Genomic DNA, 15,905 nt, shown 5'->3' on the forward strand with positions numbered 1-15,905 from the left:
GCCGGATATGTGGCAACCGCCATCCGGCATTTTTCGTTACAGCTTCGGTCCGGCGCTAACCAGCGCTTCACCCGCAGGGGTGTCGGTGTATTTCTCGAAGTTCTCGATAAACAGTTTCGCCAGTGCATTGGCTTTTTCCTGCCACTGCTCTGGAGACGCGTAGGTATTACGCGGATCGAGAATGCGCGTATCCACGCCCGGCAACTCGGTCGGGATAGCCAGGTCAAACATCGGCAGACGGAACGTTTCTGCGTCATCCAGCGAACCGTTCAGGATGGCGTCAATAATCGCACGGGTATCTTTGATAGAGATACGCTTGCCAGTACCGTTCCAGCCGGTGTTAACCAGATACGCCTGCGCACCTGCCGCCTGCATACGTTTCACCAGCACTTCAGCATACTGCGTTGGGTGCAGAGACAGGAATGCTGCGCCGAAGCAGGCAGAGAAGGTTGGGGTCGGTTCGGTAACGCCGCGTTCGGTACCGGCCAGTTTGGCGGTGAAGCCAGACAGGAAATGGTACTGAGTTTGGTCTGCGGTCAGGCGAGAAACCGGCGGCAGCACGCCAAATGCGTCGGCAGTCAGGAAGATCACTTTGGTCGCATGACCCGCTTTTGACACTGGCTTAACGATATTATCGATGTGATAAATCGGGTAGGAAACGCGGGTGTTTTCAGTTTTGGAACCGTCGTCGAAGTCGATGGAACCATCTTCGCGCACGGTGACGTTTTCCAGCAGCGCGTCACGACGAATTGCGTTGTAGATTTCCGGCTCGGCATCTTTAGACAGTTTGATGGTCTTCGCGTAGCAACCGCCTTCGAAGTTAAACACGCCGTCGTCATCCCAGCCGTGTTCGTCATCGCCAATCAGGCGACGTTTCGGATCGGTGGACAGCGTTGTTTTACCGGTACCGGACAGGCCAAAGAAGACTGCCACATCACCTTTTTCCCCGACGTTTGCCGAGCAGTGCATGGAAGCAATGCCTTTCAGCGGCAGCAGGTAGTTCATCACGGAGAACATACCTTTCTTCATTTCGCCGCCGTACCAGGTGCCGCCAATCAGCTGGATACGCTCAGTCAGGTTGAAAGCCACGAAGTTTTCAGAGTTCAGACCCTGCTCTTTCCATTGTGGGTTGGTGCACTTAGCGCCGTTCATCACGATGAAATCCGGTTTAAAATCAACCAACTCTTCGTCGCTTGGGCGGATGAACATGTTTTTGACGAAATGCGCCTGCCAGGCAACTTCGGTAATGAAGCGCACGGAAAGACGGGTATCGGCGTTAGCACCGCAGAATGCATCAATGATAAACAGGCGCTTGCCGGAAAGTTGCTGGGTAACTAATCCTTTCAGATGCTGCCAGGTTTCCGGGGAGAGCGGTTTGTTGTCGTTCTTACCTTTACCTTTGTCTGACCACCAGAGCGTGTCGCGCGTGGTGTCGTCACGGACAATGTACTTATCCTTTGGCGAACGTCCGGTAAAGATACCGGTATCAACGGCAACGGCGCCCAGATTCGTTAACACGCCACGTTCATAACCTTCCAGGTTTGGATCAAGTTCTTCCTGGAAAAGCGTGTCGTAGTCTGGATTGTAAACGATATCCTGAACGTCATTGATACCATAAGCCTTGAGATCTTGCGGGGTTAAACTGTTGTTCACACGCATTTCACTGCTCCTTAGCCAATATGTATTACCTGGAATAGTAAGGTTTTTTAGGGATTGCTAACCGCGACAAGGCTCATAGATTTACGCATCCGGGAAAATCACGGGTTACCGAATACGCTGCGACTCCTGTCACAAAGAGGCGGATATTATGGCAGGAAACCCTTTTTTGTTGTGGAAAATGTTCTTAAAACGTTAATGAAGAGTGTTTTTGGCGGGAATCTTGTGAGTGTAATCGCATTCACGTAAGAAAATAACGTAACTCATACATATACAATATCGATTCACTTCCCGTCGCGTTAGTCTGAAATCAGCCTACCAATGCTCAAAATTGTGAAGTTGATGCGATAATTAGCTTTTCCCTTCATTCTGGAAACTGACATGGATAGTGCTGAAATTTCACGTACGACGCGTTTGGGCATGATATTTATCGGCCTGCTGCAGGGGGCATTATGCTACCTGCTGATGACATATCTGGTGCCCCATAACGACGGCTGGCTGTTCTTTGGTATGCCTGCGACGATTGCGATCACCTCGGCACTTTTGCTTACTGTCGTTTCTTTCAAACAACGCGCGCTGTGGTACTGGATGGCGCTGATCTTTGTTGTGGTGCTGGCGATGAGCGCCTGGCTAAAGTGGCAAGTCGAGGACAGTGATAAGTGGCGGCAACATGAAGTTTTTATGCTCTACGGTTGGCGCTTACTGCTGATGGCGATGCTTGCCTTGCCCTGGATTCAGTACTCGCTTCATGTCTCTCGTGAGCAGGCGCGTTACCCGCATTTTTATCGGCAATTGTGGCTTAATGCGTTGACGTTGCTGATTGTCTTTGTCGCCAACGGTCTGTTCTGGCTGGTGCTCCTGCTATGGAGCGAGATGTTTAAGCTGGTCGGTATTCCCTTCTTCAGCACGCTCTTCTTTGATACCGACTGGTTTGGCTATGTGGCCTTTGGTCTGATTACCGCACTGGCAGTGGTACTGGCTCGTACACAGTCGCGTCTGGTCACGGCGGTACAAAAATTACTGACGTTTATTGCCACCGGTCTGTTACCTCTGGTCGCGCTGTTGGCGCTGATGTTCATACTGACCTTGCCCTTCACCGGACTGGAGGCTATTTCGCAACGCGTGTCTGCGGCCGGGTTGATGTCAACGCTGACGCTGCTCCTGTTGCTGTTGATGGCTATCGTGCGTGAACCGCAAAAAGAGGCGTTACCCTATCCTGGCGCGTTACGCTACTTGATCAAATGTTCTCTGATTGTCGCGCCAATCTATATGCTGATTGCCGGTTGGTCACTGTGGGTGCGAATACAGCAGTACGGTTGGACGCCTGAGCGTTTGTATGGCGTGCTGGTGGTCGTGGTACTGCTGGTATGGTCGTTTGGCTATCTGGCCAGCATTTTACGCCGCGGGCGCAATCCGCTTGAGCTTCAGGGGCCGGTCATTCTTGGCGTTTCGTTGCTGGCGTTGGGGCTGTTAGTTCTGCTGTCGTCGCCGGTTATTGATGCCTGGCGTATCAGCGTTAGCAGCCATATGGGGCTGTATCACAGCGGGAAAATCAAACCGGATCAGGTCAGCCTGTATATGTTGGATCACAGCGGAAAACCGGGGCGCGCAGCGTTGGAAGCATTACAAAAAGATGTGGCGTTTAATCAAGACAGTAAGCGCAGACGCGACTTGAATTCTCTGCTGCAAGGGAGCCGGGATCCGGTTAAAGAGCTAACCGCAACACAGTTAGTATCGAAGGTTGTGATTGCTCCGGGGAGCGAGAAGCCAGACGATGCGTTCTGGTCGTTTGTCAAAGCACAGGGGTATCGCATCACCTCTTGTGCTGAGCAGAATGCGTGCGTATTGGTGAGTCAGGACCTCAATGCGGATGGTCATCCTGAGCAGGTGCTATATGCTTTTGGCGATGGGGAGAGTCTGGTCTTCGGCATGCAGAAAAACAAATGGGATTTGTTAGCTGTTGCCAGGCTACCTGAAGGATTCAATAAGGATAAATTGCTGCAGGCGGTGGCGAATCAGCAACTGGGTTCAGCCCCCAGAATCTGGCGGGATATCACTATTGATGGCAAAAGACTACCGATGACTTATTACACCGAGTGAGTGTGTTGCCGGCCGCGTTTTTGCCGGATAGCGGCGCGAACGCCTTATCCGGCCTACGACAGTTTTTCCGTAGGCCTGATAAGCGCCGCGCCTTCAGGCAAGACGGTGATTAATGCACCTGTGGATCGGCAGGGGAGGCGTTGCTGCGGATCTCTGCAATATCCATGGCGTTAAACAGATAGTGGCTACCGCAGTAATCGCAGTGCATATCGATCTCGCCTTCTTCCGCCAGAATGCTGTCAACTTCTTCGTCCGGCAACGTTTTCAGTGCGCCTGCGCAGCGTTCGCGTGAACAGGTGCATTTGAACTCAACGTCCTGCGGATCGTAGAGAGTAACCTCTTCTTCGTGGTATAAGCGCCACAGCACTTCGTTGGCCGGCAGCGTCAGCAGCTCTTCGGCCTTGATGGTTTCGGTCAGGGCGGTCAGGTGATCGAAATCATCTGCCTGTGCGTTTTGCGCCGGCATCACTTGCAGCAGCATTCCGCCAGCAGCGGGTTTGCCATCAACGTCGCCAGTGCGGATGAACAGGCGTGTCGGCAGCTGTTCGGAACGCATGAAGTAGTCTTCCAGACAGGCTGCCAGCGTGTCACCTTCCAGACCGACCACGCCCTGATAACGCTCGCCTTCTTCCGGAGTAATGGTGATCACCAGGTAGCCGTTGCCCACCAGGGTTTTCAAATCGGCATCTTCAGGAATATCACCCTGCATGCGGGCCACGCCGCGCATCTGCTGATTGTTGTTGCCGTTGATGACGGCCAGGCTCAGCGGACCATCACCCTGCAACTGCACAGTGATATCACCGGCAAACTTCAGCGTAGCGGTAAGCAGGCTGGTGGCAACCAGCAGCTCAGCCAGTACGTTTTTGACCGGCTGCGGGTAAGTATGATTTTCGAGGATCTGTTGCAGGGTTTCCGAAACGGTCACCAGCTCGCCGCGCACGGCAAAGTTTTCAAACAGATAACGATGTAATTGGTCATGTTGCGGCATAATCATCTCTCTTGCAGGTGACAGTCACTCGCTGTCGCCATGTTTAAATCGTAACAGGTCGCGGCGCTCTTTCTTGTCCGGTCGTCTGTCCGGGTGCGGCATGGTTAACGCGTTAAGTTTACGCGCCAGCGCCATTTTTTCGCGTTTTTCCACGCTTTCCGCGGTTTCTTCATACAGCGTAACGGCTTCCGTTGCCGGGCGACGCTGCTCGGTAATGGCCTTGATAATGACCGTTCGCTCGTCATTTCCCTGGCGAAGGGTGAGGGTGGCGTTCAGCTCGACAATCTTGCTCGGCTTACTGCGCTGGCCGTTGTAGTGCACCTTACCGCCTTCAACCATTTCGCGGGCTAGCGCACGCGTTTTGTAAAAGCGTGCAGCCCACAGCCATTTATCCAGCCTGACTTCAGCAGGGGGCTTTTCTTTCATGGCGTCTCCTTCACATCAGTGAGGGGATCAGTCGGCGGTAGTCATTCAGTGACGGATGGCGTGCGTACTGCTTTTCGGCGATGCCGGAGTCGGGATTGGTCACGCCGAGGCAGTAACGAATACCGTACAGAGCAGCGGCGTCGAGAATGGGTTCGCTGTCGTCAATAAACAGCGTCTTCTCTGCACTCATTCCCGTTTCTTCAGCCACAGCGTGCCATAACCGCTGATCCTCTTTGGGATAACCAAATGTGTGGGTGGAAAGTAATAAATCAAGGTGTGAGGCCAGACCGGTATGCTCTAGCTTCACCGCCAGATTATGCGGATGCGCGTTGGTGAGCAAAATACGGCGCTTGCCGCTGGCTTTTAAGGCATCAAGAAACGGTACGGTATCTTCACGCAAAACGGCGCGTGGTCCCTGTTCCGTTGTCATGGCGCAAATATCCAGATCCAGGCACTCGCTCCAGTAATCCAGGCAGTACCAGTTTAGCGTATGCTGCACGGCATGATACTGCTGACGAATATAGTCCTGGGCTTCCTGGGGAGAGATACCCTGCTTCGCGCCATAGGTTTCCGGCACCAGTTTTTGCCAGAAATAGTTATCGAATGCCAGGTCGAGCAGCGTGCCGTCCATATCTAACAACACGGTGTCGACATCCTGCCAGGCAATATTGATATGCATGGAAACTCCCCACAAGAAAACATGATGCGCGACAGAGTAGCATATCCTGTCGTGCGAGCGTGTTATCGAATCAGGCTTTCCGGGTCGTCAATCAGCGTTGGATTCAGGCAACTTTCGTAGTAGCTCTGAATTTCCGCGATGCGGGTGCGGTGACGCTGGTAGCGTCTGAATGCCTGCACGCTGTTGTAGACAGCGCATCCGAGCATGGAGAACATCAGCAGCGTCGTGCCAAGGTAGCGCCATAACCCTGAACGATCCGGGATACGGTGCAGGCCAATGTGCTGGGTGCCATTGGCGTCAGTCGAAATATTGGTGACGATCCCCTCTGCGCGAAATGGTGTCTGCATCAGCATCTGCGCCAGGCGCTGGAAGGCGTTCCACTGTTCCTGGGGAGGATAGTCATATAGCGAGGTCGTCGGCCACGGCTGATCGACCAGATCGCTGCCTTCATCGCTGATAATCAGGAAACCGCCGGGAGCAGGGCTATTCAGCGCCTGGGCCGCTCGCGCAGTCTCGCGTGAAATAAATGGTGCCGTAGAGGTATTCACCAGATTATCTAACGACTCAGCGCTTACCGGACGCAGCAGCACGTTCACCCCATCCAGTTTGCCTGCGTTCGCTCGCTTTACCAGCGCGGCCCAGTCTTTGCTGTTACCGAGGTTAACCAGCGCATTCTTTAAGCGTACGCATTCATCTTTGGCTGCACACAGATCGGCCGTTTTCAGGACAATCTCACCAAAATCGTCCAGTAACACCATGCCGGACTTTTGGATTGCCGATCGTAGCGATGCGCTGACGCGAGAGTCATCGTCAGGTTTGGGATGCAGCTGGCGGTTCACGGCCTGCGTGAGCGCAGTGGCCTTATTCACCAGATCGGATTCGGGCAGCGGTAATGCGCGTGCGTCATTCCAGATAATTTGCGAGCAATCGAAAGGCATAAACGGCGTGGTGGGCTGCGCATTCCAGCTCCCTTGGGTATGAATATTACACATACCCGTACCGCTCAGGTGCAGCGTGTCACCCACGCGAACGCCCGCGTTTTCGAGCTGTTTAACGCTGGTGGCTTCGATAGTTTGCGCGCCCTTCATCCAGGAAAGCGTGACCTTTATCGGCATATCCAGCGGGATCCAAAACAGCAGCATCAGCAGTACCAGCAACGAGCCGCCAGCGATGACGGCGTTGCGCAGCCAATGTTGCAACGGGAAATTTTTGACTTCATCGTGCAGAGATAAAAAACGCCCCTGGCGGACAACGTGGCGATCGAGATAAATATCGATATCCGTTTGCTGGCCAAGGTCTTGGGCGATGTAAGGTTGCCAGTGAGGTGGGTAGATCAGATCAATAATACCCAGCGAGATATTATTAATTTGCTCCTGGTCGTTTTCGCCAAACAACCCCCAGCGACGCGGCGTACCGCGCAGACAATGAATTTCCCGCAGGGCGGTTTTGGACGGCGGGGCGAATAATCCCCACAGACCCGCAGCTAACAGCAACACCGCGCCACCGACTGCCCATGGAACAAACGTATTCGGGATAACCAAACAGAAAAAGAACAGCAGGAATGATGCGGTTATCAGCAACGCCTCGCGCAATCCCGAAGGGCGGCTGAGCGCATATTCTTCATGGGTTTCCTGGCGAATATTCAGCAGTTCAATCTGCTCACTTTCTTCACCACGAATGGATGCCTGGGTAGAAGCGGTGTGCTGCAACGCATAGCCACGCGCTTCCTGCATATATTCCTGCAGCGTATGGCCGTTCAACGAGATAACCAGCGGTATTGTATCGGTATGGATTATCTCAACGCTGTTTTCGTCATTGATGTATTGTTCCCAGAAAGGGGGAAGGTGCACCTCAACGGAATCAAGATAGTAGCGCCATTTGTTAGGATCGTCGGTGGTGATGCCGTAACGTGTAATCGAACGAGTAAGCACGATGACGCTATTACTTTGGGCATTCAACGTTAATGAGACTGGCGCAGAACTGGCTCCAGTTGGACCAGGTACTTGCTGAATTTGACTAAGGCTTTCGAGATAGTTTTCGACGGCACTGCGTTCTTCAGGCGCGAGTTTACGTTTCGAGGCGTCTGAGAAGACGCTGCTCAAGGGTAAATTTTTCTGCCTGGATTTTGATTTGAGTAGCCATCCTGCAAGCAATGAGCAGGCCAGCAAAGCAGCTAAAAAAATCAGAATGGTGCTCATGCTTTCCCCATCTTACTTAGTCTGTCAGGCGTGGTCAGTCGCACCCTGTTCAATATTCGTGATTCTGTGGTTGGCTATCGGCAAGTGTGGAGTCGAACTTGAGCATCTTTAAGTACAGCCCAGTAAAAGCGAATCATAGCAAAATCACTAAAAATGGAATATCAGCAAATTCCTGGAGTTATTTCAACCTATTGACTTTTAATTTGAAATAGGGATTAACTTTTAGTACGTTACATAAATGTAAATAAACGGCAATTCACATTGCCGAAACCGTGCGGTATATCGCACAATAACCCCAGATTTCACAGCAAAGATCCTCACAATGAGCAAATCATTACAGAAACCCACGATTTTGAAAGTGGAAACCGTCGCCCAATCCCGGCTGTTTAAAGTCGAAAGCGTGGACCTTGAGTTCAGCAATGGCGTACGCCGCGTTTATGAACGTATGCGTCCATCCACGCGTGAAGCGGTAATGATTGTGCCGATTGTTGACGACCACATGATCCTCATCCGCGAGTACGCAGTCGGGACCGAATCTTACGAACTGGGTTTTTCTAAGGGATTAATCGATCCTGGCGAAAGCATTTTTGAGGCGGCGAATCGGGAGCTGAAAGAAGAGGTGGGGTTTGGCGCAAAAGATCTGACGTTTTTAAAGAAACTCAGCATGGCACCATCTTATTTCTCCAGCAAGATGAACATCGTGGTGGCAGAAGATTTATATCCTGAATCGCTGGAGGGTGATGAACCTGAGCCATTGCCGCAGGTGCGCTGGCCGCTGGCGCATTTGATGGACCTGCTGGAAGATCCTGATTTTCACGAAGCGCGTAATGTCAGTGCGTTGTTCCTCGTACGCGAATGGCTGAAAGGGCAGGGGCGGCTTTAATTTCTCTGCAGCTAATACACGAACAACAAAAAAGGCGCCTAAGCGCCTTTTTTGATCAGAACAGTTCGTGCGTCTCACCATTATCGATAATGGTCGTCCCCACTTCATGCACCGCCTGTTGCGTCGGCTGAGTGCCTTCAATGAAGTACTCTGCGCGGCTATTGCCACCGCTTGCCAGTTGTCCTGTGCTGCGATCGATATTGACCGTCACGATACCCGGTGGCGGCGTCAACGGCTGTTCAGGCACGCCTTCCAGCACGGACTTCATGTAGGCATCCCATGCTGGCTGCGCACTCTTCGCACCGCCTTCGTAGCCGGAGATTTGGTCTTTGATCGCGCCGGAAGCTGTCGTATGACCAAGGTTGCGGCGATGATCATCAAAGCCGATCCATACTGACGTCACCACGCCTGGTCCGTAACCGGAGAACCACGCATCTTTAGAGCTGTTGGTGGTTCCGGTTTTCCCGCCGATATCATGACGCTGTAAATCGCGACCTGCGCGCCAACCGGTTCCCATCCAGCCTGGTTCACCAAATATATTGGTGTTCAGCGCGCTTTTAATCAGGAAGGCCAGCGGTGTGTTGATCACGTGCGGAGCGTATTCCTGTGTGCCGCTTTGCGCGACCAGTGCCTGGTTAGCCTGCTCAAGCTGCGGCATAGGCACGGCGGCATTCTGCTGTTCCTGCGAGACGGCGACATCTTCTACGTTACTGTTTTCCAGCACGTTAGATTTCTGGGTATCGCCGTAAATCACCGGAATATCGCATTCCGGGCAGGCAATTTTCGGCTTCGCTTCGAAGATAACGCCGCCCATATCGCTTTCGATCTTACTGATGAAATATGGATCGACCAGGAAGCCGCCGTTAGACATCACTGCGTAACCGCGCGCCACCTGCAACGGTGTGAACGAAGCCGAACCCAGCGCCAGTGACTCGGTATGCACAATGTTCTGTGCCGGGAAACCGAAACGTTGCAGATACTCTGCCGCGTAATCCACGCCCATGGCGCGCATGGCGCGTACCATCACCACGTTTTTCGACTGACCCAGCCCCTGACGTAAGCGGATAGGACCGGCGTACTGCGGCGGGGAGTTCTTCGGCTGCCAGTCGGAACCAGCACCGGCATCCCAGCGGGAGATTGGTACGTCGTTGAGCATGCTCGCCAACGTCAGACCTTTATCCATCGCGGCGGTATACAGGAATGGCTTGATGTTAGAACCCACCTGGCGTAACGCCTGCGTTGCACGGTTAAACTTGCTCTGGTTGAAGTCAAAACCACCAACCAGTGCCAGCACCGCGCCGTTTTGCGGATTGATGGAGACCAGTGCGGAGTTGACGTCTGGCACTTGCGCCAGCCACCAGGCATCGCCCACCTGACGTACCCAGATTTGCTGGCCGGCCTGTACCACGTCGGTCACTTTACGCGGCGTTGGGCCTTGTTGAGTATCCGAGCGGTAAGGACGCGCCCAGCGCATACCATCCATGCGTAATGACACTGACGTACCATCCGCCAGCGCGGCAATGGCTTCCTGAGGATTGGCACTTGTAACAACCGCCGGTAACAGCGGTCCATAAGTCGGCAGCGCTTTCAGCGTATCGGTGATTTTTTTGCTGTCCCAACTGCTTTCGCCAACTTTCCACAGCACGTTCGACGGGCCGCGGTAGCCGTGGCGCATGTCGTAATCCATCACGTTATTGCGTACTGCCTGCTGAGCTGCCTGCTGTACTTTGCGTGTAATGGTGGTGGTGATGCGATACCCGTCTTCATAGGCTTTTTCACCATAACGGTTATACATCTCCTGGCGCACCATTTCAGACAGATACGGTGCAGAGAAAGCGATTTCCGGCGCGTGGTAGTTGGCGTCAATGGCCTCGCCTCGCGCCTGATCGTACTGGGCCTGCGTGATGTAGTTTTCGCTCAACATACGCGACAGTACAACGTTACGTCGCGCGGTTGCCCGGTCCATCGAATAGAGAGGGTTGAAGGTTGACGGCGCTTTTGGCAGACCGGCAATCACCGCAATTTCACTTAAGCTGAGTTGATCCACCGTTTTACCGAAATAGACCTGCGCGGCAGCACCCACGCCATAGGCGCGATACCCCAGGTAAATCTTGTTCAGATACAGCTCGAGGATCTCATCTTTACTCAGCAGTTGTTCAATGCGGATCGCCAGGAACACTTCTTTGATCTTACGCATCAGCGTACGTTCCGGGCTCAGGAAGAAGTTTCTCGCCAACTGCTGGGTAATGGTACTCGCCCCTTGCGACGCGTGACCAGAGAACAATGCTACGCTGGCCGCACGGAAAATCCCCACCGGGTCTACCCCGTGGTGCTCATAAAAGCGGCTGTCTTCTGTGGCGATAAAGGCTTTAACCATTACCGGCGGCATCTGATCCAGCGTGACCGGGATTCGACGTTTCTCGCCATACTGCGCGATTAGCTCGCCGTCAGCGCTGTAAACCTGCATCGGGATCTGTAAACGCACATCTTTGAGCGTCGCGACGTCAGGTAATTGCGGCTCGATATAGCGATAAAGGCCATAAATCGAGCCTGCTCCCAGCAGGATGCAACATACTGCAAGGATTAATAAATACTTTACGAACTTCACTGGAGATTTCCCATTTAGTGGCATTTGGGCAGTTTATAAACAAACGCGCGGTAGTATAAAGGCAAGCCAGACGCATTGATATACCCGTTAAAGCGACGGGTGATAAGGAGATCATCAGCAATGGCTTTCAATATCTGGAAAATTGGTCTGCATATTCAGCAACATGAAGTGCTGGCTGTCGCTATCGTTCGCGAAGCATCAGGTTGGTATCTGCAACGCTGGTGGCGTATACCGCTGACGCCTCAGGTTATCGTCGATGGTCATATTCGCGAGCCTGAACAACTGGTCGCCGCGCTACTGTCGTGGAGCCGGGAGCTCCCTCGCCGACACCATATTCATCTCTCTTTTCCCGCCAACAGGACGTTACAAAAAAAGTTTCCTCGTCCGACAATGACGTTACGCGAGCCAGAGCAAACCGCATGGTTGTCCGGTTCGATGGCGCGTGAACTGGATATGGCGCCGGATGCACTGCATTTTGATTATAGCGAAGACACGTTGAGCCCGGCGTTTAACGTCACTGCTGCGCAAAGCAAAGAGATTTCAGCGCTTCTGACGCTTATCCAAACCCTTAAGGTGCAGGTTACGGCGATTACCCCGGACGCCAGCGCGTTACAGCGATTTATTCCCTTCCTGCCGGAGCATCACCAGTGTCTGGTATGGCGTGATGATGCCCAGTGGTTATGGGCGACCCGTTCAGCATGGGGACGTAAATCAACGGGCGATATTAGCTGTATCGAGGAGCTTGCCACGACATTATCTCTGCCCACGACAGCCATTGCGAAATGCTCCCCCGGCGGCTTCGATCCTTTAAGCGCCGTGTCTGTACGCCAGCCGCCCATTCCAACGCAAAGCCATCACTTCGCCATTGCGCTGGGACTCGCTATGGGGGGCGTGTACTGATGATAGCGACCATTAATCTTCTGCCCTGGCGTCAGGCTCGGCGTTACGCTTGCCTGCGCTTCTGGGGCATCTTATTTAGCGCTTCACTCTTGCTTAGTATTGGCGTGTTGTTGCGCTATTACAGCGCTTTGAGTGTAGAAAATCGGGCTGAATTGTTGCTGGCAGACGCCGAAAAGACGCGGGCCGAGGCCCTCATGGCGCTGAAGCCGCGTATGCAACAGCGCCAGCAACGATGGCAGCAGGTTCAGGCGCGGAACAAACAGCGTGAGCAGACCCGAAGCTGGCAGCGGGCTTTGCAAGGGCTGGCGGAATTACTGCCGGAGCAGGCGTGGTTAACAAAAATGACCTGGCAGGAGGACACGCTGGAACTGACGGGAAACACACTGAACTTTGCCGCATTGAAGGCATTGGAAGCGCAATTACGCCAGTTGCCGTTGTTTATGTTGAACAGCCCTGGAGAAACGCAGCAGGATGCGCAGGGACGCTGGCAATTCCACTTTCGACTGACACGGAGCGGTGCGCATGATAACGCTCTGTGATGTCTGGTTAGCGCAGTCGCCACGCTTTCGACTCATATGCTGGTGCGGCTGGATGTTGGGGTTACTCATACTGGTGACGCTATGTCTTTACCCCTTAGCGCGGGAGCGGACTATGCAACGCGAGTCGCTGGTCCAGCAACGTGCGGCTATTCAGATGCAATGGCGAGATGTATATCTGCTGGCGGCATCACCAGCAGAGTCTGAAGAGAAACTGACCCTGTTCTCCCCGCTGCTGTTTCAGAATTCACTTACCCGTCTTATCCACTGGCAACCCTCAGCTCAGGGGGGAGAGATGGCGCTGATATCGGCCTGGGATGCTATCCCGCTGACGTTTGTCCAGTTGGCGGCTCAGGGGATGAACGTCAGCCGATTTTCGCTTAGCGCAGAAGGCACGGAGCTGCTGCTAACGCTAAAGCTGGAGCGCCTGAATGATGGTTGAGCGCTGGCTGTTGATATGCGTAAGCGTACTGATGCTTACCGGTATGCGTAATCCCTTCCTGCCGCCGGAGGACCGTTGTCAAATTGCTGAGCTGTCGACATGGCGTTTTCAGGGCATGGTGAGTCAGGGCACACGACCCATCGGCATCGTTCAGGATAGCCAGAAAAAATGGCGGCGGATTAAGCGAAATGACGTCCTGAAAAACGGTTGGACGATTATGCAGATAACGGCCCAGAACATAACTCTCGACACAGAAAAAAACTGCGAACCGCCACGGTGGCAGTGGCAGCGACAAGGAGCGGTAAATGAAGCGATGGATAGCGTTGATAGTAATGGCACTGGCGGTCGGGATAACAAGCGCGCTGGCGACGAAACCGCAAAACGTGACGCTGGTAGTCGATGATGTACCGGTTACGCAGGTATTGCAGGCGCTGGCTGAACAGGAACAAAAAAACCTGGTGGTTTCGCCGGATGTCAGCGGTGTGCTGTCGCTGCATTTGACGGATGTCCCCTGGAAGCAGGCATTGCAGACGGTGGTAAAAAGTGCCGGGCTGGTATTACGTCAGGAAGGCAACGTCCTGCATGTGCATTCTGTTCAATGGCAGAGTGAAAATGCGGCCCGCCAGGAAAACGAGCAGGCGCGGATTCAGGCTAGTCTTCCGCTGGAACATCGCAGCATCATTTTGCACTATGCTGATGCCACCGAGCTGGTAAAAGCCGGAGAAAAGCTGCTCAGTGCCAAAGGAAGCATGACGGTGGATAAACGAACCAACCGCTTACTGCTGCGTGACAATCGTGTTGTTCTTGATACCCTGGAAACGTGGGTGGCGCAAATGGATTTGCCGGTTGCCCAGGTTGAACTGGCGGCGCATATCGTCACCATTAATGAGAAAAGTTTGCGTGAGCTGGGGGTGAAGTGGTCACTGGCTGACGCACAACAACCGGGGGCGGTTGGGAATGTCACAACGCTTGCCAGCGATCTCTCTGTAGCCACCGCCACATCCCGTGTGGGATTTAACATTGGCCGTATTAACGGTCGTTTACTGGAACTGGAGTTGTCTGCGCTGGAGCAAAAACAGCAACTGGATATCATTGCCAGTCCACGATTACTGGCATCTCACCTGCAACCTGCCAGTATTAAGCAGGGTAGTGAAATCCCCTATCAGGTCTCCAGCGGTGAAAGCGGCGCGACATCCGTCGAGTTTAAGGAAGCTGTGTTGGGGATGGAGGTAACGCCAACGGTGTTGCAGAAAGGGAGAATCAGGCTGAAACTGCATATCAGCCAGAATGTTCCGGGACAGGTTCTACAGCAGGCAGATGGCGAAGTGTTGGCTATCGACAAGCAAGAGATTGAAACGCAGGTCGAGGTAAGAAGCGGCGAGACGATTGCGCTTGGCGGGATTTTTTCACATAAGAATAAATCCGCAGCCGACAGCGTGCCGCTATTAGGCGACATTCCCTGGCTTGGCTCTCTTTTTCGCCATGATGGTAAAGAAGATGAACGGCGCGAATTAGTGGTCTTTATAACGCCCAGACTGGTTTCAACGGAATAACTTATGCATGAAAAGCCATTGTTTTTGCACTGAACACGTTTCAGGGATTTGACGTGAGGGTGTATTTAGCATACAAGGAGTACCGATTTGAGCGTCGGTACTTTTCTTTACTTATGCGGCAGTGAATACGCTTTGCCTTTCCGGTGGTGTGCCATAGGCTTATTGGGTGTCATTTGGCTGCGCGATACGTCGCCAGGTCTGATGTTTGCAGGGTAGCATGCCTGCCACGACCAGAAATGCGTTAGGTTTGGTGATTTATTCAGTTGCCAAACCCGCTTGAGTATTGAGATAATTTTCAGTCTGACTCTCGCAATATCTTATGAGGTTTCAGTTCATGTCCTGCTGCGCTGGGTGTCTGCGAAGCGGGTTTACCATTAACGAATAGTCTTAGTAGTACCGAAAAAATGGCAGAGAAACGCAATATCTTTCTGGTTGGGCCTATGGGTGCCGGAAAAAGCACTATTGGGCGCCAGTTAGCTCAACAACTCAATATGGAATTTTACGATTCTGATCAAGAGATTGAGAAACGAACCGGAGCTGATGTGGGCTGGGTCTTCGATGTAGAAGGTGAAGACGGCTTCCGTGATCGCGAAGAAAAAGTCATCAACGAGTTGACGGAAAAACAGGGTATTGTGCTGGCAACTGGCGGTGGCTCTGTAAAATCACGTGAAACACGTAACCGTCTTTCCGCGCGTGGCGTCGTGGTCTATCTTGAAACGACAATTGAAAAACAACTTGCGCGTACTCAACGTGACAAGAAACGCCCGTTGCTGCAGGTAGAATCACCGCCTCGTGAAGTTCTGGAAGCGTTGGCTGACGAACGCAATCCTCTGTACGAAGAGATTGCTGACGTGACCATTCGCACCGACGATCAGAGCGCAAAAGTCGTAGCAAACCAGATTATTCATATGTTGGAAAGCAACTAATTCTGGCTGA

General features: G+C 53.0%; 14 protein-coding genes. 8 read left to right on the forward strand and 6 right to left on the reverse strand.

Annotation, left to right across the window (positions count from 1 at the left end; genetic code table 11):
* Window positions 1-36: 36 nt before the first annotated feature.
* A complete protein-coding gene (gene pckA / locus GUC46_RS01570; protein ID WP_003023529.1) occupies window positions 37-1,659 on the reverse strand; it encodes a phosphoenolpyruvate carboxykinase (ATP) in 1,623 nt (540 codons plus the stop codon).
* Window positions 1,660-2,037: 378 nt separating this feature from the next.
* On the opposite strand from pckA, the gene GUC46_RS01575 reads away from it, so the two are divergent.
* A complete protein-coding gene (locus GUC46_RS01575; protein WP_130715244.1) occupies window positions 2,038-3,756 on the forward strand; it encodes a DUF4153 domain-containing protein in 1,719 nt (572 codons plus the stop codon).
* Window positions 3,757-3,865: 109 nt separating this feature from the next.
* On the opposite strand, the gene hslO is transcribed toward GUC46_RS01575, so the two are convergent.
* The 4 genes from hslO to igaA form a co-directional block, all read right to left on the reverse strand.
* Window positions 3,866-4,744: an Hsp33 family molecular chaperone HslO gene (gene hslO / locus GUC46_RS01580; RefSeq protein ID WP_003023531.1), complete on the reverse strand. Its 879-nt coding sequence runs from the start codon at window positions 4,742-4,744 to the stop codon at window positions 3,866-3,868.
* Between the two features lie 24 nt (window positions 4,745-4,768).
* Window positions 4,769-5,170: a ribosome-associated heat shock protein Hsp15 gene (gene hslR / locus GUC46_RS01585; RefSeq protein ID WP_121540509.1), complete on the reverse strand. Its 402-nt coding sequence runs from the start codon at window positions 5,168-5,170 to the stop codon at window positions 4,769-4,771.
* A 10-nt stretch (window positions 5,171-5,180) separates the two neighbouring features.
* Complete coding sequence (gene yrfG, locus GUC46_RS01590; RefSeq protein WP_003023533.1) at window positions 5,181-5,849, reverse strand: GMP/IMP nucleotidase; 669 nt, start codon at window positions 5,847-5,849, stop codon at window positions 5,181-5,183.
* A gap of 62 nt (window positions 5,850-5,911) precedes the next feature.
* Complete coding sequence (igaA, locus tag GUC46_RS01595; protein WP_057101800.1) at window positions 5,912-8,047, reverse strand: intracellular growth attenuator protein IgaA; 2,136 nt, start codon at window positions 8,045-8,047, stop codon at window positions 5,912-5,914.
* A gap of 322 nt (window positions 8,048-8,369) precedes the next feature.
* Between igaA and nudE the strand changes: the two genes are divergently transcribed.
* Entirely contained in the window at window positions 8,370-8,930 is a 561-nt protein-coding gene (gene nudE, locus GUC46_RS01600) for an ADP compounds hydrolase NudE (protein ID WP_003023537.1), read from the forward strand.
* A gap of 55 nt (window positions 8,931-8,985) precedes the next feature.
* Here the strand turns inward: nudE and mrcA are convergent, their stop codons facing one another.
* Window positions 8,986-11,538 (reverse strand): peptidoglycan glycosyltransferase/peptidoglycan DD-transpeptidase MrcA, encoded by a 2,553-nt coding sequence (gene mrcA / locus GUC46_RS01605; RefSeq protein ID WP_003837905.1) that lies wholly within the window; start codon window positions 11,536-11,538, stop codon window positions 8,986-8,988.
* 120 nt (window positions 11,539-11,658) lie between these two features.
* Between mrcA and GUC46_RS01610 the strand changes: the two genes are divergently transcribed.
* The 6 genes from GUC46_RS01610 to aroK all read left to right on the forward strand — a co-directional run bounded on the left by GUC46_RS01610 (window position 11,659) and on the right by aroK (window position 15,895).
* Complete coding sequence (locus GUC46_RS01610; RefSeq protein WP_044701416.1) at window positions 11,659-12,438, forward strand: hypothetical protein; 780 nt, start codon at window positions 11,659-11,661, stop codon at window positions 12,436-12,438.
* On the forward strand, window positions 12,438-12,977 hold the full coding sequence (locus GUC46_RS01615) for a PilN domain-containing protein (protein ID WP_003847989.1): 540 nt from the start codon (window positions 12,438-12,440) through the stop codon (window positions 12,975-12,977). Before GUC46_RS01610 ends, GUC46_RS01615 begins: the two co-directional genes overlap by 1 nt.
* Window positions 12,961-13,416, forward strand: a complete 456-nt coding sequence (locus GUC46_RS01620) for a hypothetical protein (protein WP_044713870.1) — start codon at window positions 12,961-12,963, stop codon at window positions 13,414-13,416. Before GUC46_RS01615 ends, GUC46_RS01620 begins: the two co-directional genes overlap by 17 nt.
* Complete coding sequence (locus GUC46_RS01625) at window positions 13,406-13,819, forward strand: HofP DNA utilization family protein (protein ID WP_046671287.1); 414 nt, start codon at window positions 13,406-13,408, stop codon at window positions 13,817-13,819. Before GUC46_RS01620 ends, GUC46_RS01625 begins: the two co-directional genes overlap by 11 nt.
* Window positions 13,722-14,969 carry a DNA uptake porin HofQ gene (hofQ, locus tag GUC46_RS01630; protein WP_008321545.1) on the forward strand — a complete coding sequence of 416 codons (1,248 nt, stop codon included), beginning with the start codon at window positions 13,722-13,724 and terminating at the stop codon, window positions 14,967-14,969. The genes GUC46_RS01625 and hofQ overlap by 98 nt, the downstream gene beginning before the upstream one ends.
* Window positions 14,970-15,373: 404 nt before the next feature.
* Window positions 15,374-15,895, forward strand: a complete 522-nt coding sequence (gene aroK / locus GUC46_RS01635; protein ID WP_003023552.1) for a shikimate kinase AroK — start codon at window positions 15,374-15,376, stop codon at window positions 15,893-15,895.
* Window positions 15,896-15,905 lie beyond the last annotated feature (10 nt).

The sequence above is a fragment of the Citrobacter sp. LUTT5 genome (assembly GCF_009905315.1).
In the GTDB taxonomy this organism is placed as follows: domain Bacteria; phylum Pseudomonadota; class Gammaproteobacteria; order Enterobacterales; family Enterobacteriaceae; genus Citrobacter; species Citrobacter freundii.